Source organism: Citrobacter sp. Cpo030 (assembly GCF_030333005.1).
GTDB lineage: Bacteria > Pseudomonadota > Gammaproteobacteria > Enterobacterales > Enterobacteriaceae > Citrobacter > Citrobacter portucalensis.
Genome location: NZ_JAOWGT010000060.1, coordinates 20,837 through 46,088, shown reverse-complemented (window position 1 = coordinate 46,088; position 25,252 = coordinate 20,837). Strand labels below are relative to the sequence as shown.

21 protein-coding genes are annotated in these 25,252 nt (G+C 53.3%); 15 read left to right on the top strand and 6 right to left on the bottom strand.

All coding sequences use genetic code 11. The features are described from left to right. The first annotated feature begins 1 nt into the window (after position 1). The 3 genes from paaK to paaY all read left to right on the top strand — a co-directional run bounded on the left by paaK (position 2) and on the right by paaY (position 3,000). Positions 2 to 1,321, top strand: coding sequence for a phenylacetate--CoA ligase PaaK (gene paaK / locus OGY37_RS11425; RefSeq protein ID WP_003832244.1), 1,320 nt, complete (start codon positions 2 to 4; stop codon positions 1,319 to 1,321). 144 nt (positions 1,322 to 1,465) lie between these two features. Further along, the gene (gene paaX / locus OGY37_RS11420) at positions 1,466 to 2,392 is read left to right on the top strand and encodes a phenylacetic acid degradation operon negative regulatory protein PaaX (RefSeq protein WP_020996484.1); all 927 of its coding nucleotides are present in this window, start codon (positions 1,466 to 1,468) and stop codon (positions 2,390 to 2,392) included. Positions 2,393 to 2,403: 11 nt separating this feature from the next. After that, on the top strand, positions 2,404 to 3,000 hold the full coding sequence (paaY, locus tag OGY37_RS11415; RefSeq protein WP_003832248.1) for a phenylacetic acid degradation protein PaaY: 597 nt from the start codon (positions 2,404 to 2,406) through the stop codon (positions 2,998 to 3,000). A 22-nt stretch (positions 3,001 to 3,022) separates the two neighbouring features. On the opposite strand, the gene fhuE is transcribed toward paaY, so the two are convergent. Further along, complete coding sequence (fhuE, locus tag OGY37_RS11410) at positions 3,023 to 5,188, bottom strand: ferric-rhodotorulic acid/ferric-coprogen receptor FhuE (protein ID WP_198579735.1); 2,166 nt, start codon at positions 5,186 to 5,188, stop codon at positions 3,023 to 3,025. Positions 5,189 to 5,537: 349 nt separating this feature from the next. On the opposite strand from fhuE, the gene hinT reads away from it, so the two are divergent. The 8 genes from hinT (at position 5,538) to OGY37_RS11370 (ending at position 12,316) form a co-directional block, all read left to right on the top strand. After that, entirely contained in the window at positions 5,538 to 5,897 is a 360-nt protein-coding gene (hinT, locus tag OGY37_RS11405) for a purine nucleoside phosphoramidase (protein ID WP_003030826.1), read from the top strand. A gap of 2 nt (positions 5,898 to 5,899) precedes the next feature. Beyond that, on the top strand, positions 5,900 to 6,274 hold the full coding sequence (locus OGY37_RS11400) for a YcfL family putative periplasmic lipoprotein (RefSeq protein WP_003832254.1): 375 nt from the start codon (positions 5,900 to 5,902) through the stop codon (positions 6,272 to 6,274). Positions 6,275 to 6,287: 13 nt separating this feature from the next. Next, on the top strand, positions 6,288 to 6,929 hold the full coding sequence (gene lpoB / locus OGY37_RS11395; protein ID WP_003832255.1) for a penicillin-binding protein activator LpoB: 642 nt from the start codon (positions 6,288 to 6,290) through the stop codon (positions 6,927 to 6,929). Beyond that, positions 6,910 to 7,734, top strand: a complete 825-nt coding sequence (gene thiK / locus OGY37_RS11390) for a thiamine kinase (RefSeq protein ID WP_149385045.1) — start codon at positions 6,910 to 6,912, stop codon at positions 7,732 to 7,734. Before lpoB ends, thiK begins: the two co-directional genes overlap by 20 nt. 10 nt (positions 7,735 to 7,744) lie before the next feature. Next, positions 7,745 to 8,770 carry a beta-N-acetylhexosaminidase gene (nagZ, locus tag OGY37_RS11385; protein WP_149385044.1) on the top strand — a complete coding sequence of 342 codons (1,026 nt, stop codon included), beginning with the start codon at positions 7,745 to 7,747 and terminating at the stop codon, positions 8,768 to 8,770. A 21-nt stretch (positions 8,771 to 8,791) separates the two neighbouring features. Further along, positions 8,792 to 9,334 carry an alpha/beta hydrolase YcfP gene (ycfP, locus tag OGY37_RS11380; RefSeq protein ID WP_003030817.1) on the top strand — a complete coding sequence of 181 codons (543 nt, stop codon included), beginning with the start codon at positions 8,792 to 8,794 and terminating at the stop codon, positions 9,332 to 9,334. Positions 9,335 to 10,304: 970 nt separating this feature from the next. Next, on the top strand, positions 10,305 to 11,609 hold the full coding sequence (gene ndh, locus OGY37_RS11375) for an NADH-quinone dehydrogenase (RefSeq protein ID WP_003832263.1): 1,305 nt from the start codon (positions 10,305 to 10,307) through the stop codon (positions 11,607 to 11,609). A 167-nt stretch (positions 11,610 to 11,776) separates the two neighbouring features. Then, the gene (locus tag OGY37_RS11370; protein WP_003030814.1) at positions 11,777 to 12,316 is read left to right on the top strand and encodes a glycine zipper 2TM domain-containing protein; all 540 of its coding nucleotides are present in this window, start codon (positions 11,777 to 11,779) and stop codon (positions 12,314 to 12,316) included. A gap of 57 nt (positions 12,317 to 12,373) precedes the next feature. Here OGY37_RS11370 and OGY37_RS11365 read toward each other — a convergent pair whose 3' ends face one another. Together OGY37_RS11365 and comR are read right to left on the bottom strand one after the other, a co-directional pair. Continuing rightward, positions 12,374 to 14,554, bottom strand: coding sequence for a TonB-dependent siderophore receptor (locus tag OGY37_RS11365; RefSeq protein WP_148362100.1), 2,181 nt, complete (start codon positions 14,552 to 14,554; stop codon positions 12,374 to 12,376). A gap of 255 nt (positions 14,555 to 14,809) precedes the next feature. Next, the gene (comR, locus tag OGY37_RS11360) at positions 14,810 to 15,445 is read right to left on the bottom strand and encodes a TetR family copper-responsive transcriptional repressor ComR (RefSeq protein WP_008784432.1); all 636 of its coding nucleotides are present in this window, start codon (positions 15,443 to 15,445) and stop codon (positions 14,810 to 14,812) included. 243 nt (positions 15,446 to 15,688) lie between these two features. Between comR and bhsA the strand changes: the two genes are divergently transcribed. Beyond that, complete coding sequence (gene bhsA / locus OGY37_RS11355; RefSeq protein ID WP_003030810.1) at positions 15,689 to 15,946, top strand: multiple stress resistance protein BhsA; 258 nt, start codon at positions 15,689 to 15,691, stop codon at positions 15,944 to 15,946. A gap of 86 nt (positions 15,947 to 16,032) precedes the next feature. Here bhsA and ldtC read toward each other — a convergent pair whose 3' ends face one another. The 3 genes from ldtC to OGY37_RS11340 form a co-directional block, all read right to left on the bottom strand. Next, positions 16,033 to 16,998 carry a L,D-transpeptidase LdtC gene (gene ldtC, locus OGY37_RS11350; protein ID WP_032944376.1) on the bottom strand — a complete coding sequence of 322 codons (966 nt, stop codon included), beginning with the start codon at positions 16,996 to 16,998 and terminating at the stop codon, positions 16,033 to 16,035. Between the two features lie 155 nt (positions 16,999 to 17,153). Next, on the bottom strand, positions 17,154 to 20,600 hold the full coding sequence (gene mfd / locus OGY37_RS11345) for a transcription-repair coupling factor (RefSeq protein ID WP_126956043.1): 3,447 nt from the start codon (positions 20,598 to 20,600) through the stop codon (positions 17,154 to 17,156). A gap of 118 nt (positions 20,601 to 20,718) precedes the next feature. Further along, positions 20,719 to 21,783: an acyltransferase family protein gene (locus OGY37_RS11340; RefSeq protein WP_286620820.1), complete on the bottom strand. Its 1,065-nt coding sequence runs from the start codon at positions 21,781 to 21,783 to the stop codon at positions 20,719 to 20,721. 261 nt (positions 21,784 to 22,044) lie between these two features. Between OGY37_RS11340 and lolC the strand changes: the two genes are divergently transcribed. Genes lolC through lolE form a run of 3 tightly spaced genes read left to right on the top strand, consistent with a single transcriptional unit; the run spans position 22,045 to position 25,182 of the window. Continuing rightward, positions 22,045 to 23,244 carry a lipoprotein-releasing ABC transporter permease subunit LolC gene (lolC, locus tag OGY37_RS11335; RefSeq protein WP_032934420.1) on the top strand — a complete coding sequence of 400 codons (1,200 nt, stop codon included), beginning with the start codon at positions 22,045 to 22,047 and terminating at the stop codon, positions 23,242 to 23,244. Next, the gene (gene lolD, locus OGY37_RS11330; RefSeq protein ID WP_003832278.1) at positions 23,237 to 23,938 is read left to right on the top strand and encodes a lipoprotein-releasing ABC transporter ATP-binding protein LolD; all 702 of its coding nucleotides are present in this window, start codon (positions 23,237 to 23,239) and stop codon (positions 23,936 to 23,938) included. The genes lolC and lolD overlap by 8 nt, the downstream gene beginning before the upstream one ends. Next, the gene (gene lolE, locus OGY37_RS11325) at positions 23,938 to 25,182 is read left to right on the top strand and encodes a lipoprotein-releasing ABC transporter permease subunit LolE (protein WP_003030804.1); all 1,245 of its coding nucleotides are present in this window, start codon (positions 23,938 to 23,940) and stop codon (positions 25,180 to 25,182) included. Before lolD ends, lolE begins: the two co-directional genes overlap by 1 nt. Positions 25,183 to 25,252: the final 70 nt, after the last annotated feature.

The following is a 25,252-nucleotide window of genomic DNA, read 5'->3' as shown; positions in this document are numbered from 1 at the left end:
AATGACAACGACAACAACAAAATTAGATCCGATTGAAACCGCATCGCGTGACGAATTACAGGCTTTGCAAACCGAGCGCCTGAAATGGACGTTAAAACACGCCTATGAAAATGTCCCGATGTACCGCCGTAAGTTCGACGCGGCGGGGGTTCACCCGGATGATTTCCGTGAGCTGAGCGATCTGAGCAAGTTTCCCTGCACCACCAAGCAGGACCTGCGTGACAACTATCCCTTCGACACCTTCGCGGTACCGATGGAGCAGGTGGTGCGTATCCATGCATCATCCGGCACCACGGGTAAACCGACGGTGGTGGGCTATACGCAAAATGATATCGATACCTGGGCTAACATTGTCGCCCGCTCGCTGCGTGCCGCAGGCGGTACCGCGAAAGATAAAATCCACGTCGCTTATGGCTATGGCCTTTTCACCGGCGGCCTGGGCGCGCACTACGGCGCGGAGCGCTTAGGGGCAACGGTTATCCCAATGTCCGGCGGGCAGACTGAAAAGCAGGCGCAGCTGATTCGCGATTTCAAACCTGACATGATTATGGTCACGCCGTCTTACTGCCTGAACCTGATTGAAGAGCTGGAGCGCCAGATGGGCGGTGACGCGCGGGGTTGTTCACTGCGTACCGGTGTATTTGGCGCAGAGCCGTGGACCACGGGGATGCGCGCGGAGATCGAACGTCGCCTCGGTATTACGGCGCTGGATATTTATGGCCTCTCGGAAGTGATGGGGCCGGGCGTGGCGATGGAGTGCATCGAAACGGGTGATGGTCCGACAATATGGGAGGATCATTTCTTCCCGGAAGTGGTCAATCCGGATGACGGTACGCCACTGGCCGACGGCGAGCACGGCGAACTGCTGTTCACCACGCTGACGAAAGAAGCGCTACCGGTCATTCGTTATCGTACCCGCGACCTGACGCGCCTGCTGCCGGGTACCGCGCGCACGATGCGTCGTATGGATCGCATTAGCGGGCGCAGCGACGATATGCTGATTATTCGCGGCGTCAACGTCTTCCCATCGCAGGTGGAAGAAGAGATCCTCAAGATTGAGCATCTGGCTCCGCATTACCAGTTGGAAGTGGATCGCCGAGGGCATCTTGATTCGCTTTCGGTACGCGTGGAGCTTAAAGAGAGTAGCCTGGTGCTGAGCCATGAGCAGCGTTGCCAGATTTGCCATCATTTGCGTCATCGTATTAAGTCGATGGTCGGTATTTCCACCGACGTAAGCATTGTTAACTGCGGCAGCATCCCGCGCTCAGAAGGTAAAGCGTGCCGGGTGTTCGACCTGCGCAAAGTTGCCGCCAACGGTTAATACTTTCTCCCGGAGGCGGCGCGTTGCGCCTGTCCGGGCTACCCGATGCCTCAAGCCCGTAGCCCGGACAGGTGCGTAGCACCGCCTCCGGGATTTCCTGTGCTATGATTCAAAAAGGAAGAAAATGACAACAGTATGAATCATATGGAAAAACTCGATAGTTTTATTCAGCAGGCGGTCACCGCGATGCCGGTCAGCGGCACCTCGCTTATCGCCTCGCTTTACGGGGACTGTTTATCGCAACGCGGTGGAGAAGTCTGGCTCGGTAGCGTTGCCGCGCTGCTGGAAGGGCTTGGCTTCGGTGAACGTTTTGTACGTACCGCACTGTTTCGCCTTAATAAAGAAGAATGGCTGGACGTAGTACGTATCGGCCGCCGCAGTTTCTACCGCCTGAGTGATAAAGGGCTACGCTTGACGCGCCGCGCCGAGAGCAAAATCTATCGTGCCAGCGCCCCTGAGTGGGACGGTACCTGGCTGCTGCTGCTGTCGGAGGGGCTGGAGAAAAATACCCTGGCCGAAGTTAAAAAGCAGCTGTTATGGCAAGGTTTTGGCGTACTGGCGCCGAGTCTGCTGGCGTCGCCATCGCAAAAGCTGGCGGACGTACAGTCGCTGCTCCATGAGGCTGGGGTGGCGGAAAATGTCATCGTTTTTGAGGCGCATTCGCCGTTGGCACTCTCCCGCGCTGCGCTGCGTGAGCGGGTAGAAGGGTGCTGGCACTTAACCGAACAAAATGCCATGTACGAGGCGTTTATCACGCTGTTCCGTCCGTTGTTACCGCTACTGCGTGACGCCGGGCCGGACGAACTTACACCAGAGCGCTGCTTCCAGATCCGCCTGTTGCTTATTCACTTCTATCGTCGGGTTGTGCTCAAAGATCCGCTGCTGCCGGAAGAATTGCTGCCTGCTCACTGGCTGGGTCAGACGGCGCGTCAGCTGTGCATTAATATTTATCAACGTGTTGCGCCCGGCGCCCAGGTTTTCGTCAGCGAAAAAGGCGAGAGTTCGGTGGGGGAACTGCCCGCGCCGGGGCCGCTCTATTATCAACGTTTCGGCGGATTAGCCGAGGTGTAACAGGAGAAGCCATGCCGATTTACCAGATTGACGGGATGATCCCGGTAGTTCCTGCAGAAAGCTATGTTCACCCAACCGCAGTGCTGATTGGCGATGTCATTCTCGGCAAAGGTGTTTATGTTGGTCCCAACGCCAGCCTGCGCGGAGATTTTGGGCGTATCGTGGTTAAAGATGGGGCGAATATCCAGGATAACTGCGTGATGCATGGATTTCCCGGCCAGGATACGGTAGTGGAAGAGGACGGACATATCGGCCACGGCGCGATTCTGCATGGCTGCGTGATTGGGCGTAACGCGCTGGTCGGCATGAGCGCGGTGATTATCGATGGCGCGACCATCGGTGAAAACAGTATCGTTGGTGCTTCGGCGTTTGTGAAAGCGCGCGCTGAGATGCCTGCCAACCATCTGATTGTCGGTAGCCCGGCGAAAGCGATTCGCATGTTAACTGAGCAGGAACTGGTGTGGAAAAAACAGGGCACTCGCGAGTATCAGGTGCTGGTGGAGCGCTGTCAGCAGACGCTTGCAGAAGTGGAGCCGCTGACTGCGGTAGAACCTGACAGAAAGCGGCTGGAGTTTGATGAGAATTTGCAACCTAAGTCAGCGAGTTAGCGATTCTACGCAATACCCGATGTCAGAACTGATAGCTGGCGGTGATGCTGACGTTGCGCGGCTCACCATAAACGATAGAACCGTCGATATTCGTGTCGTAGGTTTTATCGAACAGGTTATTAAGGTTACCCTGCACTGAGAAGTTTTTTGTTACCTGGTAGCGGGTGAACAAATCTACCAGGGCGTAGCTTCCCTGTTCCGCGCGGAATGTGCCATAAGGCGTGACCGTATCGCTGTAAACACGATTCTGCCAGTTAACTCCACCGCCTACGGTCAGTTCCGGCATGGCTGGCAGGCGATAACGGGTAAACAGTTTTACCGTGGTACGCGGCAAGTTCGGGTTCACCGCATTGCCTTCGTTGTCTTCTGCAACATAGCGTGTCGCACCAAATGTCATCTGCCAGTTATCAGTGATTGCACCGTTAACTTCGAATTCGACCCCTTTGCTGACCGTTCCATCCATCGCTTTATAGGCCGTGTCGCCATTGCTACCAGCGATTGGCACGCCGGTTGATTGCGCTACGTTATCCTGTTCAATGCGGAACACCGCGAGCGTGGTGGTTAAACGGCTGTTCATCCAGTCGGACTTCAGACCAAGCTCATAGTTGTTGCCGGTAATCGGAGAGAGATATTTACCGGAACTGTCGCGCTTGTTCTGCGGCTGGAAGATTGAGGTATAGCTGGCGTAGGTAGACCAGTTATCGTCAATGTCATATACCAGACCCGTATACGGCGTGGTGTGGTTTTGCTCCATGCTGTAGGTCAGGGTGTCGATACGCCAGTTGGTATAACGCGCGCCGACAATCAAATGCAGTGGGTCGGCCAGCGAAATACGCGTTGCGGCGTACAGCGATTTCATGTGCGTGGTATCGTCCTGAGCCAATGACTGCGGGTTCCAGTTGGTTTCCGGGAAGTTACCATCGTAGGTATAGAAGCTGCCGATTTCGTTGGGGAAAACGTTCGCCCACGAGCTTTCATAACGGTTATTCTGTTTACTGTAGCTGCCGCCCAACATCAGATTATGCTGACGACCAAACAGATCGTAACCGCCGTCGGCGAATAGATCGACAGCATCCACTTTACGTTTGCCGCTGTTCCAGCCGGTTCCTCCGACGTTGCCATATGGGCCAATCAGCGTGCCGTCGGCCTTATTAACATAGGCATCGACGTACATCATTTTACTGTCGAACTTGACCTCGGAGTGGGTGGCGTTCATGGTCGCCTGCCAGGTATCGGCAAAACGTTGTTTGATGGTGACAAACACTTTGTTGAAGTCTTTATCGTTGTAAGCCCAGTCCGGCGCAGTGCTGCGCGAACGGTCATAGCTGTTTTTACTGCCATCGGTATTCCAGCGCGGCAATCCACCCCAGGTTGGGCTGTTGATATCAATGCGCTGATATTCATAGCCCGCAGACAGGCTGGTGGTGTCACCCAAATCGGCATCGACAATCCCAGAAAAGAACATTTTTTCGCTATTGTAGCGATCAAGCCAGGAGTCGTTATTCTGGTAACCCGCCACGATGCGGCCGCGCACGTTGCCGTCTGCCGTAAGCGGGCTTTGCAGATCGGTCACATAGCGTTGTTTATTCCAGCTGCCATATTCCGCTGAAACATTACCGGTGAACTCGCGGCTGGTGGCATGCTTACGGATCATGTTAATGGAGGCTGAAGGGTTACCCGTCCCGGTCATTAGCCCGTTTGCGCCACGGACCACTTCGACACGCTCAAAAAGGGCGGTGTCAGAAAGGGCGTCACCGAGATTCCAGCGGGATTCAAAATAGGTCGGGATCCCATCGACCATATAGTTATCAATCTGAAATCCGCGCGAGTAATAGCTGCTGCGATCTGAATCCGCCTGGCTTTTGCTTATCCCCAACGTGTTGTCCATCACATCGCCCAGCGTTTGCAATTGCTGATCTTCCATGCGTTGCTGGCTGACAATGCTGACCGATTGCGGAATATCGCGCTGTGTCATCTGCATTTTTGTGCCAGCGGTGGTCGATTTAACGCTGTAATCCTGCTCCTCACTGGATGCGGATGGAGCAGAACCCTCCACGATCACTGTCTCTTCTGCAGGGGCTGCGAGGCTGGTGGAAGGTAAAAGCGCTAGCGTGATGCATGCTGCCAGCAAAGAAGGGGCAAGCCCCGGTTGGCGTTGAACATTCCCGTTGAGTGTTGTGAAAGACATCGAAAAGTCCTTGATAATTATTAATATTAAGTTCGAATCACCGGTAGTTGTGATGAACCCTTTGGTTGTAAATTATTAAATGCGCATGTAAATACAAATGCGAAATATACGCATTAGCAGTCAATGTGTAAACAGATGCTACGGCATAAATGAAATATTGTTTCAGTACTATGCTTGAGCGATAGCGCAGGGAAATGGTTATAAGAGCAGCACTGACTGGGGTTTTCGCTTAAAAAATCGAGGGTTAAAGTTGAAAGAGCGTGAGTAACTCGCTCATACTCTATACTCGCAGAGTTACCCGGCGTAGCATGGCAAAACGCCTGGGCTGTTAATGAAAAAGGAAAACGTCGTGGCAGAAGAAACTATATTCAGCAAAATTATTCGTCGTGAGATTCCGTCGGATATCGTATACCAGGATGAACTGGTCACTGCGTTTCGTGACATTTCCCCTCAGGCACCAACGCATATCCTGATCATTCCTAACATCCTGATCCCAACTGTCAACGATGTGACGGCGGAACATGAACAGGCATTGGGCCGCATGATCACCGTTGCAGCGAAAATTGCAGAGCAGGAAGGTATTGCTGCTGATGGGTACCGCTTAATTATGAACACCAACCGCCACGGGGGGCAGGAGGTGTATCACATTCATATGCACCTGCTGGGTGGACGTGCGCTTGGCCCAATGCTCGCGCATAAAGGTCTGTAAACATGACCAGAGGATGCATTGCGCTTTCAATGGGCTTGCTGTTGCTGGCGGGTTGTCGAACACATCCTGAAATTCCGGTAAGTGATGAACAGTCGCTGGTGATGGAATCAACGATTCTGGCGGCGGGTATAACAGCAGAACAGCCGACGTTAACCACGTCTGATATTCAGGCCTCGGCATCCTCTCGACTCTATAACGAAAGACAAGAACCCGTTACCGTTCATTATCGGTTTTACTGGTATGACGCCAGAGGGCTGGAAATGCACCCTCTGGAAGCGCCACGCAGTGTGACTGTTCCGGCTCATTCGTCGGTGACGCTGTACGGCAGCGCCAATTATCTGGGGGCGCACAAGGTTAGACTTTATCTTTATCTGTAAGGGGTGAATCTTGATGAACAAAATGAATCGCTACGCACTGATTGCCGCGCTGGCGATGTTTCTCTCTGGCTGTGTGGTGCAACGTGAGCCCGCGCCGGTAGAGGAAGTCAAACCGGTGCCGGAACAGCCTGCGCAGCCGCAACAGCCGGTGCCGGTTGTGCCAACGGTGCCAACCATACCGCAGCAGCCGGGTCCGATTGAGCACGAGGACCAAACGGCGCAGCCGACGCCACGTCAACGTCACTATGACTGGAACGGGGCTATGCAGCCGATGGTCGGCAAAATGCTGCAGGCCGACGGTGTCAAAGCGGGCGGCGTTCTGCTGGTGGATAGCGTGAATAACCGTACTAACGGTTCGTTGAACGCGGGGGAAGCCACCGAGACCTTGCGTAACGCGCTGGCGAATAACGGTAAGTTTACTCTGGTTTCCGCTCAGCAACTGGCCGTCGCCAAGCAGCAGTTAGGTCTGTCACCGAACGATAGCCTGGGAACGCGCAGTAAAGCGATTGGTATCGCCCGTAACGTTGGCGCGCAGTATGTGCTCTATTCCAGCGCATCTGGCAACGTCAATTCGCCTGCGCTGCAAATGCAATTAATGCTGGTACAAACTGGCGAGATAATCTGGTCAGGTAAAGGTGCCGTTCAGCAACAATAACAAACTCACGCGCGGCGAAGTGTTGTCGCGCTATTTCCCGCAGTATCATCCCGTCGCAGCCAGCCAAACCGGTCTGAGCGGCGGGAGCTGCATCATTGAACACCGTTCCCACCGGCTGGTGCTGCGCTGCCATCACGACCCTGACGCGCCGGAATCTCATTTCTTACGCCAATATCATGCGCTAAAACACCTGCCAGAAAGCCTTGCGCCACGTCCTCACTTTTATACGCGTGGGTGGATGGCAGTCGAGTTTTTTCACGGTAAGGTAGAATCCAGATTACCGGACGCCGACGAACTCGCAGGCTTACTGTATCATCTGCACCAGCAACCCCGATTGGGCTGGCGAATCAGCCTGCTGCCGCTACTTGAACAGTACTGGCAGTGTGGCGATCCGGCGCGTCGTACACCATGCTGGCTGCGCGCGCTGAAGCGGCTAAGGAAACGAGGTGAGCCTCGACCTTTGCGCCTGGGGCCGCTGCATATGGATGTTCACGGTGACAACATCGTACGTACGGCATCAGGGCTGCGGCTGATTGACTGGGAATACGCCGGAGACGGTGATATTGCCCTGGAGCTGGCGGCAGTATGGGTTAGCGATGAATCCCAGCGCCAACAGTTGGTTAGCACCTACGCCCAACGAGCGCACATTGAGCCAGACGTTTTGTGGCGACAGGTCAGACAATGGCAACCCTGGATAATGATGCTGAAGGCGGGGTGGTTTGAGTATCGCTGGCGGCAAACCGGCGATCGACAATTTATCAGGCTGGCCGATGAAACCTGGCGGCAGCTAACAATTAAAGGATAAGGAGAGCAGTGTGGGCCCAGTAATGTTGGATGTCGAAGGGTATGAGCTGGACGCTGAAGAGCGTGAGATTCTGGCACATCCGCTGGTAGGTGGGTTGATCCTCTTTACCCGAAATTATCATGACCCGGAACAGCTGCGTGAATTAGTGCGCCAGATCCGGGCTGCGTCACGTAACCATCTGGTGGTGGCGGTAGATCAGGAAGGCGGACGCGTACAGCGTTTTCGTGAAGGCTTTACCCGCCTGCCTGCGGCTCAATCCTTTGCTGCGCTGCACGGCCTGGAAGAGGGCGGCAAACTGGCTCAGGACGCCGGGTGGTTGATGGCCAGCGAAATGATCGCGATGGACATTGATATCAGCTTTGCACCCGTGCTGGATGTGGGCCATATCAGCGCGGCAATCGGCGAGCGTTCTTATCATACCGATCCGCTAAAAGCGCTGGCGATGGCGACCCGCTTCATTGACGGGATGCATGCTGCTGGCATGAAAACGACCGGTAAACATTTTCCTGGACATGGGGCGGTGACGGCGGATTCACACAAAGAAACCCCAACCGATCCTCGTTCAGAAGCCGAGATTCGTGCGAAAGATATGTCCGTGTTCCAGACGTTGATTACGGAAAACAAACTGGATGCCATTATGCCTGCGCACGTCATCTACAGTGATGTCGATCCGCGTCCGGCGAGTGGTTCACCTCACTGGCTGAAAACGGTGCTGCGCCAGGAGCTTGGCTTCGATGGTGTCATTTTCTCCGACGATTTGTCGATGGAAGGGGCGGCGATTATGGGAAGCTATGCGGAGCGTGGACAGGCATCGCTGGATGCAGGTTGCGATATGATCCTGGTCTGCAATAATCGTAAGGGAGCGGTCAGTGTGTTAGATAATCTGTCGCCGATCAATGCAGAACGTGTTACACGTTTGTATCATAAAGGTTCATTTTCACGTCAGGAACTGATGGACTCGGCACGCTGGAAGACGGTAAGCGCTCAACTTAACCAACTTCATGAGCGCTGGCAGGAAGAGAAAGCAGGTCATTAACGCAAGTTTGGCGAGGATGCGATGATTATCTATTTACACGGTTTTGACTCTAACAGCCCGGGCAACCATGAGAAGGTGTTGCAGCTGCAATTCATCGACCCGGATGTCAGGCTGATTAGCTACAGTACGCGGCATCCTAAACATGATATGCAGCATCTGCTGAAAGAAGTGGACAAAATGCTGCAGCTGAATGTGGATGACCGTCCGCTGATTTGTGGTGTGGGGCTCGGGGGATATTGGGCTGAACGGATTGGTTTCCTGTGTGATATTCGTCAGGTAGTGTTTAATCCCAACCTGTTCCCGTATGAGAACATGGAAGGCAAAATCGACAGACCTGAGGAGTATGCAGACATCGCAACAAAATGCGTGACCAATTTTCGTGAGAAGAATCGCGATCGCTGCCTGGTGATCCTGTCACGTCATGATGAAGCGCTTAACAGTCAGCGTTCGTCGGAAGAGCTGCATCATTTTTACGAGATAGTCTGGGACGAAGAGCAGACGCATAAGTTTAAGAATATCTCTCCGCATTTGCAGCGCATCAAAGCGTTCAAGACGTTAGGTTAATTCTTATTGAGCGTTTAAAAAAACAGCCTCCAGGCTAATGCTCGTCAGTTACGAACGTATGGTGAACATGTGATCCCGGCTCAGGGTTCCGTTCACCTCAGCGGTGTCATTTCTCTGAAGCGCAGATACCTGTGAACGTGCAAGGGAGGCTCACCGCCGCCTCCCTTGCAACCCAGGCTCCCGGCGGGAAAATTGTCGCTGCGCGAGTTATTCGTCTTATGCCGTCTGCCTGTCGGGTCGGGGTCGAGCCTGCGTCCATGCAGGCCGTCCCCTCTGTCCGCATCCCTGCGGACAGACCCGGTCAGTCGTCAACGCCTCATCGATTTTCAGCCGGACCGGGGTCATCGCTTCAACGCACTGACTTCCAGTTAAATCTTTTTTGCTGTTTAAACAAAAAAACGCAGATGGTCAGGTGTGGGCTGGTCCGGCTGAAAATTGCCGACGTGTTTCCGTAAGGCCGGGAGAGCCAGCATGGATGCTGGCTCAGGGCGCGCTTTGCAAGGACGCTTCCTCGCGCCCGGCCCGGTAGCCTGGAGGAATAAGCGGAGGGTATTGCGCAGCAACAATTTTCCTGCCGGGAGCCGGGATTGTAAAGGGCGTGGCGGAGAACGCCCTTTACACGTTCACAGGAATCGGTGCTTAAGAGAAATGATGAGCATGAGGTGAACGGAACTCTTTCTCCGAGATAGCATGTTCTTTACCTCGGGCAGCACAGCTTGAAGCTTTCTGAAACTGAGGCGCTAACTGACTGGCATTACAGCCATTGGGCTGGTTTTTTTGTTCTTAAAGTTCCTGTTGTCTATCTTTTCAGCATCAAAACTTGATACACATCAATTTTGGTATGACCAATGCACCGTTCGTGTTATTCTCACTCTCGAAGAACATTTTCATTACCGTAACTTGTTGTTAATTAAAGGCTACGCTCATAACCTTTAATTAACAATTGGTTAATAAATTTGAGGGGGTCACGTTGACTACACCATTGAAAAGGATCGTGATTGTCGGCGGCGGTGCTGGCGGACTGGAAATGGCGACGCAGCTGGGTAAAAAACTCGGGCGTAAGAAAAAGGCCAAAATCACACTGGTAGACAGAAACCACAGTCACTTGTGGAAACCGTTACTGCATGAAGTGGCGACGGGTTCACTGGACGAAGGTGTGGATGCGTTGAGTTATCTGGCTCATGCCCGTAACCATGGCTTCCAGTTCCAGTTAGGCTCGGTGGTGGATATCGATCGTGAAGCGAAGACCATTACTCTCGCTGAGCTGCGTGATGAGAAGGGTGAGCTGCTGGTTCCTGAGCGTAAAGTGCCGTATGACACGCTGGTGATGGCGTTGGGCAGTACGTCCAACGATTTCAACACCCCTGGCGTGAAAGAAAACTGCATTTTCCTCGATAACCCGCATCAGGCGCGTCGTTTCCACCAGGAGATGCTGAATCTGTTCCTGAAGTATTCCGCGAATCTGGGCGCTAACGGAAAAGTGAATATCGCCATTGTGGGTGGCGGTGCGACGGGGGTTGAACTCTCCGCTGAGCTGCACAATGCGGTAAAACAACTGCACAGCTATGGTTACAAAGGGCTGACCAACGACGCGCTGAACGTTACGCTGGTCGAAGCCGGTGAGCGTATTCTGCCTGCGTTGCCGCCGCGTATTTCCGGTGCTGCGCATAATGAGTTAACCAAATTGGGCGTACGCGTACTGACCCAGACGATGGTAACCAGCGCTGACGAAGGCGGACTGCACACCAAAGATGGCGAATACATTAAAGCCGATCTGATGGTGTGGGCGGCGGGTATCAAAGCGCCAGACTTTATGAAAGACATTGGCGGTCTGGAAACGAACCGTATTAACCAACTGGTGGTTGAGCCAACTCTGCAGAGCACGCGCGATCCTGACGTGTACGCGATTGGCGACTGCGCTTCCTGCGCCCGTCCGGAAGGCGGTTTTGTGCCTCCGCGCGCTCAGGCTGCACACCAGATGGCGACCTGTGCGATGAACAATATTCTGGCACAGATGAACGGCAAGCCGCTGAAAGCGTATCAGTACAAAGATCACGGCTCTCTGGTCTCGCTCTCTAACTTCTCTACCGTGGGTAGCCTGATGGGCAACCTGACCCGTGGTTCGATGATGGTAGAAGGGCGTATTGCGCGCTTTGTGTACATCTCATTGTACCGCATGCACCAGATTGCTTTGCACGGCTACTTCAAAACCGGCCTGATGATGCTGGTCGGCAGTATCAACCGGGTGATTCGCCCACGTCTGAAACTGCATTAATATCGACTTGTGGCGTCGGATGATTTTACGCATCCGGCGCCTTCCTTCAGAGTTGTCTGAATCATTCCGCTTTCGCTCCACCTCCGCTATTTTCATCCGTAATCTGATTGGCATTCCTTACCTTCTGTTGCAAAGTTGTTGCTAATAGCAAAAAAGGAGGAAGTCCCGTGAATAAATCAATGTTGGCGGGTATAGGGATTGGCGTAGCTGCTGCGCTGGGTGTTGCAGCGGTGGCCAGTCTGAACGTTTTCGAGCGTGGCCCACAGTATGCGCAAGTTGTCTCTGCAACACCGATTAAAGAGTCAGTAAAAACACCACGTCAGGAGTGCCGGAACGTAACGGTCACGCACCGTAAGCCGGTACAAGATGAAAACCGTATCGCGGGTTCCGTGCTGGGCGCGGTTGCGGGTGGTGTTATTGGGCATCAGTTTGGTGGTGGACGTGGTAAAGATATTGCCACCGTGGCCGGTGCTTTAGGCGGCGGCTATGCAGGTAACCAGATTCAGGGTTCGATGCAGGAAAACGATACTTACACCACCACGCAGCAACGTTGTAAAACGGTGTATGACAAATCTGAAAAGATGCTGGGCTACGACGTGACGTACAAAATTGGCGATCAGCAGGGGAAAATCCGTATGGATAAGGACCCCGGTGCGCAAATTCCGTTGGATAACAACGGACAGTTGGTACTGAATAACAAAGCGTAAAATAGCATTATCCTGAACATTAGCCCCCCATTCGCTCAGGCTGGGGGGCTTTTTTTATCAGAAGGTTAAGGCGTAGTTCAGACCAAAAGTACGACCCCGGCCCTTGTATTCATACAGTGACGGGCTGCCGTAGGTTGGGCTGTACAGCAGTGGCGCACGTTGTCCCCACAGTGTGGTGTACTCTTCATTCAGCAGGTTTTCCACGCTGAAGGTCAGCTTACCCAACGGGAGCTGATAGCTGCCGATAAAGTCCATGGTGTTATAGCCATCCAGCTTGTTACCGCTGGCGTCGGTCAGATCAAATGTTTGCTGGCTCTGTACGCGCAAGGTCCACGGTTCTGGTGCCCAGCCGACCCACGCGGTTGCTTTGGACGGTGAGGCCAGCGTGACATCCCATTTTTGCCATTTACCGTTCTGCTTCACTTCCGATTTAATGACATTGAAGTTGCCGCCCAGGCTCCAGTCCGTATCCGCAATGAAATAATCCACTGCACCTTCAAGGCCATAAATGCGGCGATCGTCGGGCTGAACGTTAATGGTCATATCGCTGCGGTTGATAACGATCGATTTATCCGAAGTCGAGTAGTAAGCGGCGAGTTGCGTGCGCAGACTATCGCCGGTGTAGCGCCACCCCAGTTCGTACGAGTTCACTTTAATCCCTTCCAGACGTGAATCCGCCACGTTGACGCTGCGCTGGAGCTGGTAATGATCGCCAACCAGCGAATAGGTACCGTTACCGTAATATTTCCCTGGGTCCGGAAGCTCCACGCCCTGAGAAAAGTTAAACCACGTTTGCTGACGGTCGGTCAGGTGGGCGAGGATACCAGCGTTGAACAGGAAATTATCGTAATCGGTTTTGCCGCCCGGAATGGTATCGGCAGAGTTCGCAATCCCGGTCGCGATTCCCTGCTGTTGGGCATAGCCAACGAAATCATCAACCCTGTTTTCGGTCCACTGATAGCGCACACCGCCGCTGAGGGTAAAGATGTCGTTAATGTCATAGCTGTTTTGCAGGAAAGGCGCGAAGTTGGTGATGCTGTAACCGGGGTAACGTCCGGTGGTATAAGCTGTACGGTTATCCATACCGCCGGAGGGCAGGGACCAGGCCAGATCGAAGAATTTCTGATTGGAGTCGAAGGTTTCGTGATCGGCATCGACACCCCACGTCAGCTCCCAGTTATCCATCAACTGGCTGTTGAGAGTAATTTTGGCACCAAACTGGTCTGTGTCCTGCTGTGATGCGGAGAAACTGGTGACCTTACCTTTGCTGAGCGTAGGGAAGGGGTAGAATTTCAGTGATTCATCACGGTAATAGATTTGGCTGACCAGGTTCTGGCCATAAAAATCCGCATCTGAATATTGCAGGCTAATAAGATGACGTTCGGTGCCGGGAATACGATCGGAATTCAGTCCGCTGCTGGTGTATGCTTTGCCGTTTCCGGTCACGGCGGACATGTTCTCGCCGAGATCCAGCCCGTAATCGTCATCCCCCTGACTCTTATAGTACTGAGTAACCAGTTGCAACTGACGGTTGTCGTCAAGTTCAATTGTCCCGGTGCCCATGATGTCCAGACGATCGGAGTGCTGTAGCCCGGTTTGGGTGTTATCCAGCAGCAGGGCATCGTGATTACCGTCATACCAGCCGCCAAATCGTTGATACGCGACGGACATACGCCCGGAAGCGCGATCGGTTCCGCCACTCACCGCCGCGGCAACACGTTCATCATGATCGTTGCTATTGTTGAAACCGCTTTTGCTCCCCAGTTCGAGTTCTACTTCACGCTCCGGCTGGCCTTTTTTGGTGACAATGTTGATTAATCCGCCGGTACTGCCACCGCCATAAAGTGAGGTTGCGCCTGAAATGACTTCAATGTGCGCAATATTAAACGGGTCAATGGAGTCAAGTTGACGGCTGTCGGTTCGCGAGGAGTTCAGACGGACGCCGTCAATGAGCACGACAATGGCGCGACCACGCATGTTCATGCCGTAGTTTGTGCGTCCCTGGCTACTAACATCGATTCCTGGGATTAGCTGAGCAAGAACATCCTTGAACTCTTTTCCTCCCTGAACCTGTTGTTCAATCTCGCTTCCTTCAATAACCCAGGTCGTTTGCGCCATTTCTGCCACGGTGCGCTGGCTACGGTTGGCGCTGACGATGAGATTCTCTTCCTCAGCCGCAATGGCCGGAAGGGTTAAAGACAACAGGAGAGGATTGAGCACCCAGAGACGCTTATGCATTTGTATTCCTTTTAAAAAAGAGTCGATCTGTTTTTGTTATGACGGTAAAGAAACCGATGGTTACATTGTGAAACAGGCGTTAAAACAAATGCGAATATTGCTGATAATAATTGTCGTTATCAATACATTTTACAAAAAATGATCGGGTAAGATGATGAAAACAATGAAGAATGTAGGGTTAATGCGTGAAATTCTAACCGGGGGCTTTATCAGCTCCCGGTGGTGTGAGTACTGCGGGGGAATTGTGGGAAAGGGTTAAGCTTTGACGAGTTCGGGCCACAGCCGCAGGGTTGTGTGTGCGATCTGCATCAGTTTTTCGAACGTTGCACCTTCCCGGGCGCTGATCGACATACCCTGTAAAATACAGTTCAGGTATTCAGCCAGTTTTTGCACGTCGCAATGGGCCGGAATTTCGCCTCGTTGCTGGCGTTGGTGAAGGAACTGGGTAAGCGTCTGTTCCTGCATTGCATGGCGGGATTTCACCGTGTGCGCAATATCGCGGGAAGAGGCTGCCAGCGTCGCAGAAGTGTTAATCATGAAACATCCCGCCGGGGTGTCCTTGCTGGTAAAGCAGGTTGCTATGGCGGTGAAATAGTCTTCCAGTGCGGACTCAAGGCTTTTTTCTTCACAAAATAGCTGGGCTTCGTGTTTCGCCGCAAAGCGGGTGATGTAGCGGTCTAGTACGGCACGGAACAACCCTTCTTTATTGGTGAACTCCGCATACAGCGTGGGCGCTTTTGCGCCGGTGGCTTCCACGAGATCGGCGAGCGAGGTCGCTTCATATCCGTGCTGCCAGAAGAGTGTCATGGCCTTATCAAGCGCGGCTTCCCTGTCGAACACTTTTGGTCGGCCACGGCTTTTTTTAGCACAACCTGTCGTTTCAGTTGTCATGGCGCCGATGTACCTTTGTTGGGTTTATTGAATAACCATTATAAAAATATTCGACTGCACACTCCAGCGGATTCACGATAAAAATAATTTATAGCTATTAGCATGAAAAATAAGACCTTTATATTTTATATAACGATCATTATAAAAAAATGTTGACGTGTGACCTGGATCACACCTATGATTTACCTATCGATCGTTAAGTTAATCTTTTCGACACCCATTCATCTGCTAAAGGTCACTATCATGAAAAACGTAAAAACACTGTTTGTCGCTGCTGTTCTTAGCTCACTGTCATTTGCAAGCTTTGCCGCTGTTGAAGTTCAGTCCACTCCTGCGGGTCAAGAGAAAGTCGGTACTATTTCTGCGAATGCGGGGACTAACTTAGGTTCTCTGGAAGATCAACTGGCGCAGAAAGCCGATGAGATGGGTGCGAAGTCTTTCCGTATTACTTCCGTTACCGGTCCTAACACTCTTCACGGAACTGCTGTTATCTACAAATAAGATTTAACCCATCGCAATGCCACTGCGAGTTAAATAAAAAACCCCCGCGGAATAAAATCCAGCGGGGGTTTTTTTATACGCTACGATTACAGCGGTTGTTGAGCAACGTCATGATGACGGGTCACATCGACCGGCATGCCTGAGCGAATCTCCATCGCATGATCCATGACGGCGGTATCTGTTTGCGCCGCATTTTTAAATGTCTGCATGGACGCGTTCAGCACGATCGGCAGCAGTTGCGGATCGTCATTGATTTTTTCGGACAGCGGTTGGTGTACTTCCACCAGGCGCACGCCATTAGGCTCAACGGATGCTTTAATCGGCGTATTGATAATATTGACCTTAGTTCCGGGCGTTACCTGACGGAACAGGGTTTCGATATCACCGTCGCGCAGACGAATACAGCCGGAACTGACACGCATTCCGATGCCAAAATCAGCATTTGTACCGTGCAACAGGTACACGCCGCCGTATGCCGCTAAGCGAATCGCATGATGGCCCATCGGGTTATCCGGACCGGCAGGCACAACGGCAGGCAGGTCAATCCCGTTTGCTTTGTATCGCGCGCGGATATTTGCCGTTGGCGTCCAGGTGGGGTTGGCGCGTTTATCAGAGATGGTGGTTACCATCGTAGGCGTCAGCGTGTCACCACCTAACTGGCCAATACCAATAGGATACACGGTCACCGAATTGGTCCCCGGCTGGTAATAATAAAGACGCAGTTCGGCGAGGTTGATAACAATACCTTCGCGCGGAGCGTCAGGTAGCAAAGTTTGTAATGGGATCGTCAAAACGCTGCCCGGACGTGGTACGTAAGGGTCAACGCCAGGGTTGGCCTGCAGTAGCGCGAGAAAGCCGACATTGTACTTTTTCGCAATCGCCTCCAGAGAACCGCCATTGTCTTCAACAACATGAACGGCATTCTGACCCACCAGACGGCTTCCCGGTGGCGGCAGCGGCCAGGTGTTTGCCTGAGCCGGAAGTGCTAACGCGAATGTCGCTGCAAGCGTAAAAAACGCGAGCCAGCGAGAGAGTCGTTTATTGTTTAACATCACCATAAATCCATTGTTTTTACGTGGTTTTTATTATGTAAAAGTAAACGAGAATTATGGCTGTTTGCTGTGTCGGGAAGTGCAGGGAAGTGCAAAGAGTTTGTAAATTCATCAGGCCGGGTGAGTGGTGTGTTCACCCGGCCTGTTCGCTATGCTTATGCTACGGCGTTTTCTTCAAGCTGACGCATAAACTGGCGGACCCAGTCGATCCGCGTTTTACGCTCGCTCAACTCCTGCATGAATTTCAGCCGGGTTGGACCGTCCAGACGGAAGTGCTGCGGCTGCTTTTGCAGTAAACCAATCAGCCAGACCGGGTTGACGTGGTTTTTCTCGGCAAATTCAATGGTACCGCCTTTTTCATTGCCTTCGAGCTTTCTGATCCCCAGTTTCTGCGCCTGCTGGCGTAAACGGGCGATATCCAGCAGCGTACGAGCCGGGTCGGGCAGCAGGCCAAAACGGTCTATCAGCTCGACCTTAATTTCTTCCAGCTCGTTTTCGCCTTTCGCACTGGCAATGCGCTTGTAGAACGACAGTCGCGTGTTTACATCCGGGATATAGTCGTCCGGCAGCAGAGACGGCATGCGCAGTTCAACTTCGGTTTGCTGGCTGGTGAGATCTTCCAGTGACGGCTCACGCCCTTCTTTGAGCGCATCGACCGCGTTTTCCAGTAGTTCCATATACAGCGAGAAGCCGATGCTTTCCATGGAACCACTTTGATCTTCACCCAGCAATTCCCCGGCGCCACGAATTTCGAGGTCGTGGGTCGCCAGCGCAAATCCTGCACCCAAATCTTCCAGCGAGGCGATGGCTTCCAGGCGTTTTTGCGCGTCGGTGGTCATTGCTTTCGGATGCGGCGTCAGCAGCCAGGCGTAAGCCTGGTGGTGAGAACGTCCCACACGACCGCGCAGCTGGTGTAATTGCGCTAAACCGAAGTGATCCGCTCGTTCGATGATGATGGTGTTAGCGGTGGGGATGTCGATCCCGGTTTCGATAATGGTGGTACACACCAGCACGTTAAAACGCTGATGGTGGAAATCGTTCATCACGCGTTCCAGTTCGCGCTCGCGCATTTGTCCGTGACCGATACCAATACGCGCTTCCGGCACCAGTTCAGCCAGCCTGTCAGCGGTTTTCTGGATGTTTTCGACGTCGTTAAACAGATAATAAACTTGTCCCCCGCGCAGAACTTCACGCAGGATCGCCTCGCGTACCACCAGGTTGTCGTATTCGCGCACGAAGGTTTTGACCGCCAGACGACGAGCGGGCGGCGTGGCGATAATCGACAGATCGCGCATGCCGCTCATTGCCATATTGAGCGTACGTGGAATTGGCGTTGCCGTCAGGGTCAGAATATCGACATCTGCGCGCATCGCCTTGATGCGTTCTTTGTGGCGAACGCCGAAACGGTGCTCTTCATCGACAATCAGCAGACCCAGATCTTTTAACTTCACATCCGCTTGCAGCAGTTTGTGCGTGCCGATGAGAATATCAATTTTTCCCTCGGCAACTTGCTCCAGAATCTGCGCTTGCTCTTTGGCGCTACGGAAACGGGACAACATCTCAATGCGTACCGGCCAGTTGGCAAAGCGGTCGCGGAAGTTGTCGAAGTGCTGCTGTGCGAGCAGGGTGGTCGGCACCAGCACGGCAACCTGCTTGTGGTTCTCTACGGCGAGAAAGGCCGCGCGCATCGCGACTTCGGTTTTACCAAAGCCGACGTCGCCGCACACCAGGCGGTCCATGGCCAGCGGTTGACACATATCGCTGAGTACCGCGTTGATCGCCTGCGCCTGGTCAGGCGTGGTTTCAAACGGGAAGCTGTCGCAAAACAGCTGGTATTGTTCACGGTCATGCTTAAAGGCAAAGCCTTCTTTTGCCGCGCGCTGGGCATAAATATCCAGCAGCTCTGCCGCGACATCGCGCACCTTCTCAGCGGCTTTCTGTCGGGCGCGTGACCAGGCATCGCCGCCAAGTTTATGCAGCGGCGCATTCTCTTCCGCGCCACCGGCATAGCGGCTGATCAGATGCAGTGACGACACCGGCACGTACAGTTTGGCGTCGTTGGCATAAGTGAGCATCAGGTATTCACCGGTGATGCCGCCCGCTTCCAGCGTGGTCATACCGGCATAACGTCCCACGCCGTGCTCCAGATGCACCACCGGTTGACCGGGATGCAGCTCTGCGAGGTTACGAATTAACGTATCCGGGTTGATGGTGCGACGAGAATCCTGGCGGCGGCGCGCCACGCGTTCCCCAAGCAGATCGCTTTCACAAATCAGCGCCAGATTGCGTTTGCTATCGATGAAGCCGTGCTCAGCTGCGCCAATCATCAGATAACGACCGTTATCTACGGCTTCATCGAGTCGCAATATCCGCTTCGGCGCCACTTTGATACGGGCGAGCAGTTCGCCAAGCGCTTCACGGCGGCCTTCACTTTCCACCGAGAAAATCACCGGACCGGTGAAGCCTTCAAGGAATTTACGTAACGCATCTAACGGCGCTTTTTGCTGCGCCTGAACGGCAATATCCGGCAGCTTCTGGAACCCGAGGTTGGTATTTGCTGCTTTGTTCGCCAGACTCTCGGTTTTCAGTTGAACGCGCGGCCAGCGTTTAAGTTCAGAAAACAGCTCATCAACCCGCAGCCACAGCGATTCCGGCGGCAGAAGCGGGCGCATCGGATCAACACCTCGATTTTCAAAGCGTGACAGGGTATCGGCCTGGAAGCGTTCTGCGCTGGTCTCGATATCACCGGTATTCACCAATAATGTATTGGAGGGGAAGTAGCTGAACAGCGGCGGCAGCGGCTCGCAGAAAAACAGCGGTTGCCAGTATTCAATACCCGCAGGTAACGTGCCTTTGCTGACCTGCTGGTAAATATGTTCGGCGTCGCGTTTCACCTCAAAGGTATCGCGCCACTGGCTACGGAATAGCTCGATGGCCGTTTTGTCAGTCGGGAATTCGTGCGCGGGAAGCAAATTAATGGCATCGACTTCTTCCAGCGTGCGCTGGGTGTCGGTATCAAACAGACGCAGGCTGTCGATTTCGTCATCAAAGAAATCCAGACGATAAGGCAACTCGCTGCCCATCGGGAACAAATCCAACAACGCGCCGCGGGTGGCGTATTCGCCGTGTTCCATGACCTGATCAACATGGCGATAGCCCGCACTGTCCAGCTGTTCACGCAGAGCGTCACGTGAAAGTCGCTGGCCCTTTTTCATGACCAGCGCATGGCCGTGCAGATAGCTGTGCGGACAAACGCGCTGCATCAGTGTATTTACCGGAACGATCAGCACGCCGCGCTGCATGGCAGGCAGTTGATACAGCGTGGAGAGCCGCGAGGAGATAATCTCCTGATGGGGAGAAAAGCTGTCGTAGGGTAGCGTTTCCCAGTCGGCCAGGTTCATCACCATCTGGTCGGTAAACTGACGAATTTCATCATGCAGACGCAGCGCATTTTGCATGTCCGGCGCGATCAGGACCACTGGACCCGCGTGATGTTCGGCGATTTCGGCGACCAGCGTTGCGCAGGCTGCACCGGTAAGCTCACCTAACTGGCGCTGATCGCCAGCTTTCGCCGGGAGCGTATAACGATGTTGTTCAGGCATTCGGTTGTCAGGATCTCGTTTAGATATACATCTGATAAGCAATGTTCTTTATTATCCGTGATCGTTTCTCATAAGCAAATTGATTCGCCCCCTGATGGGGGCAAAAAGCGCGTAGGGGTTAGCGCGAGACAGCCGATAAATAAGGCGGGGAAAAGAGCAGATCGGCCACTGTTTTTTGTGAAATTTTACGTACCAACAGGCCAAACAAGGTGCACAGCAGCAGGCAGGCGAACGGATACACCAGCAGCAGGGCCAGCTCCGCATAGGCAGGCCAGGCGGTATAATTGATTTTAGGGATTAGCGTTAAGCTGAACAGCTCAACCAAAATACGGTGGGTGGTGTAGATGGCAATGGTATTGGCACCAATCACGCTTAACGGGCCGGACTCACGCATACCAAAGCGCAGCTCAAATTGATAAAACAGCTTCATGATCAGCACAATGGAAAGCAGAGAAAGTAATAGTGAGACATTTGCCAGCCACGCGACGACGGCGGCGATTGCGCTAACCAGAACAATGACCGCATGGCGGCGCAGAGGCACCTCCTTGATCCATACCATCAGCGTTGCGCCAAACCATGCACCGAGGCTGTACCAGGGCAGATTGCGAATCACGCTGTTCATTCCCCACCACGGCGTCGGGACAAAACTGATCGCCACGCTCAGCACCACAAATAACGCCAACAGCGGCGCCGCCCAGCGGCTGAAAATCTTACACAGAACAAAATAGACAATCAGCGCATACAGATACCACAAGCTGGTGCTGGCGGTCAGCATTCCGTGGGTAAAACCTGTGATCGAATCGGCATAAGCGGCGTTGGCGGCATGGCTCAGATCGCGCTGTGGGGCCAACCAGTTATTGAGCGCGACTAACGCCAGCCATTGCACCACACCCCAAAGTACCAGCACCCAGGAAATGCTCCAGATCCGTTTTTCCACGCAGGTTGTCCACGGGACGCTATCAATGTAGCGACGGATCAGATATCCCGAAATAAAGAAAAACACCGGCATGCGAAATGGCGCCAGGTACAAATTGAGGTAAATCCAGCATTTGCTCAGCAGCTCTGAAAGCGGATGCTGAAAAGTAGTAAGGTGCGGGTAAAATGTGATTACCGAGTGGTAAATCACCACCAGGCAAATACATAACCCTTTGATTTGATTAATCCATAGTTCTTTTTTCTTCATCGAGACGGCGTATCCATATTGTTGGCTATAGCCTGCCATCCTGCGCAACCCACTGTGCGCTGTAATGCGTAACTGTCTGCATTTTGTTTTTTTAAGATAAAGATCAGGGTCCCGGGCTGAAGGGAAGAGGGACAACTTTAGCGAATTGATTTATTTATACTTTTAGGAATAGTGCTGACGAACACTTACGGTTCAGTCATTTACCCATTCCGCTTTCGCTTATATACTCGTGACTTTGCTAACAGCAACCAGACGGATTTCATGTACCAACCTGTCGCTCTATTCATCGGCCTGCGTTATATGCGTGGGCGTGCAGCAGATCGCTTCGGTCGCTTCGTTTCCTGGCTCTCCACCATAGGCATTACTCTCGGGGTAATGGCGCTGGTCACGGTGTTGTCGGTGATGAACGGTTTCGAGCGCGAGCTGCAAAACAATATTCTTGGCCTGATGCCTCAGGCCGTACTCTCGTCTGAACAGGGTTCCCTCAACCCGCAACAACTGCCGGAAAAAGCGGTGGTGTTGAACGGCGTCAACCGCGTTGCACCCATAACTACGGGAGATGTGGTGCTGCAAAGCGCGCGTAGTGTGGCGGTCGGCGTGATGCTCGGTATCGATCCGGCACAAAAAGATCCGTTAACGCCGTATCTGGTCAATGTGAAGCAAACAGATCTGCAACCGGGTAAGTATAATGTCATCCTCGGCGAGCAGCTTGCCGGGCAGTTGGGCGTGAACCGTGGCGATCAAATCCGTGTGATGGTGCCCTCGGCCAGCCAGTTTACGCCGATGGGGCGTTTGCCGAGCCAGCGTTTGTTTACGGTGATTGGCACTTTCGCCGCCAACAGCGAAGTCGATGGCTACCAGATGCTGACCAACATTCAGGATGCCTCGCGTCTGATGCGCTATCCGGTGGGTAATATCACCGGCTGGCGTCTGTGGCTGAACGAACCGTTAAAAGTTGACACGCTGAGCCAGCAAACGCTGCCGCAAGGCACCAAATGGCAGGACTGGCGCGAGCGCAAAGGGGAACTGTTCCAGGCCGTGCGCATGGAAAAGAACATGATGGGGCTGCTGCTTAGCCTGATCGTGGCGGTGGCGGCTTTTAATATTATTACCTCGCTGGGTCTGATGGTAATGGAGAAGCAAGGGGAAGTGGCGATTTTACAAACGCAGGGGCTAACGCCGCGGCAGATAATGATGGTGTTTATGGTTCAGGGGGCCAGTGCCGGGGTGATTGGCGCGCTGCTGGGCGCTGTACTGGGTGCCTTGCTCGCCAGCCAACTGAACAATCTGATGCCAATTATTGGTGTGCTGCTGGATGGCGCTGCGCTGCCGGTCGCTATCGAGCCGCTGCAGGTTATCGTCATTGCGCTGGTGGCGATGGCCATCGCGCTGCTGTCTACGCTTTATCCTTCCTGGCGCGCTGCCGCCACTCAACCCGCTGAGGCTTTACGTTATGAATAAGATCCTGTTGCAATGCGACAACCTGTGCAAACGCTATCAGGAAGGCACTGTGCAGACCGATGTACTGCACGATGTCAGTTTTTGCGTCGGCGAAGGTGAGATGATGGCGATTGTCGGCAGCTCAGGCTCCGGCAAGAGTACGTTGCTGCATCTGTTAGGTGGGTTGGATACCCCGACTTCCGGCGACGTCATTTTTAGCGGTCAGCCAATGAGTAAGCTCTCGTCGGCGGCGAAAGCGGAACTGCGTAATCAGAAGCTGGGCTTTATTTACCAGTTCCACCATTTGCTGCCGGATTTTACGGCGCTGGAAAACGTAGCGATGCCGCTGCTGATCGGCAAGAAAAAACCGGCTGAAATCACCGAGCGCGCACGGGATATGCTGAAAGCAGTAGGGCTGGATCATCGTGCCAGTCATCGTCCGTCTGAACTGTCTGGCGGCGAACGCCAGCGTGTGGCCATCGCGCGTGCGCTGGTGAATAACCCGCGCCTGGTCCTGGCAGATGAGCCAACAGGTAACCTGGATGCGCGTAACGCGGACAGCATTTTTGAGCTTCTGGGCGAGCTGAACCGCTCTCAGGGCACGGCATTTCTGGTGGTGACGCACGATCTGCAACTGGCGAAGCGGATGAGTCGCCAGCTTGAAATGCGCGATGGTCGCCTGACGGCTGAACTGAGCTTGATGGGAGCTGAGTAATGGCTTCGCCTTTATCGTTATTGATTGGTCTGCGCTTTAGCCGTGGTCGGCGTCGCGGCGGTATGGTTTCTTTGATTTCGGTGATATCTACCGTTGGCATCGCGTTGGGTGTGGCGGTGCTGATCGTCGGTTTAAGTGCCATGAACGGATTTGAGCGTGAGCTGAACAACCGTATTCTGGCCGTAGTCCCACACGGAGAGATTGAAGCCGTAAATCAACCGTGGAATAACTGGCAGGAAGCGCTCGACAAGGTACAAAAAGTGCCGGGTATTGTCGCCGCGGCGCCTTATATCAACTTTACCGGACTGGTGGAGAGCGGGGCGAACTTACGCGCGGTGCAGGTGAAGGGCGTTGACCCGAAACAGGAACAGCGTTTAAGCGCGCTGCCATCCTTTGTGCAAAACCACGCCTGGGATAATTTTAAAGCCGGTGAACAACAAATCATCATTGGTAAGGGTATTGCCGATGCGCTGAAGGTGAAGCAGGGCGACTGGGTGTCGATTATGATCCCTAACGCCAGTGCGGATCATAAGCTACAGCAGCCTAAACGCGTGCGTTTGCACGTGACGGGGATCCTGCAACTGAGCGGTCAGCTCGATCACAGCTTTGCCATGATCCCAATGGAAGATGCGCAGCAATATCTCGATATGGGAACCAGCGTTTCCGGGATCGCGCTGAAGGTTAACGACGTGTTTAACGCCAATAAGCTGGTGCGAGACGCGGGTGAAGTCACCAATAACTATGTTTACATCAAGAGCTGGATTGGCACCTACGGCTATATGTACCGCGATATTCAAATGATCCGCGCCATTATGTATCTGGCTATGGTGCTGGTGATTGGCGTGGCCTGTTTTAATATCGTTTCCACGTTAGTGATGGCGGTAAAAGACAAAAGTGGCGATATTGCGGTATTAAGAACACTCGGGGCGAAAGATGGGTTGATCCGTGCCATTTTTGTCTGGTACGGCCTGCTGGCGGGTCTGTTCGGTAGCCTGATAGGCGTCGTCATCGGGGTGGTTGTCTCGTTGCAACTGACGCCGATCATAAACGGGATTGAGGCGCTTATCGGCCATCAGTTCCTGTCCGGCGATATCTATTTCATTGACTTCCTGCCATCGGAATTACACTGGCTGGATGTGATTTACGTGCTGGTGACAGCACTCGTGCTGAGTCTTTTGGCAAGTTGGTATCCGGCGCGTCGCGCCAGCAATATTGATCCTGCGAGAGTACTTAGCGGCCAATAACAACAATAATACACGACAGCATTCATGCTGCATCAAGGCGTAGCCAACGTAGAGGCATCTTGAAGGATGA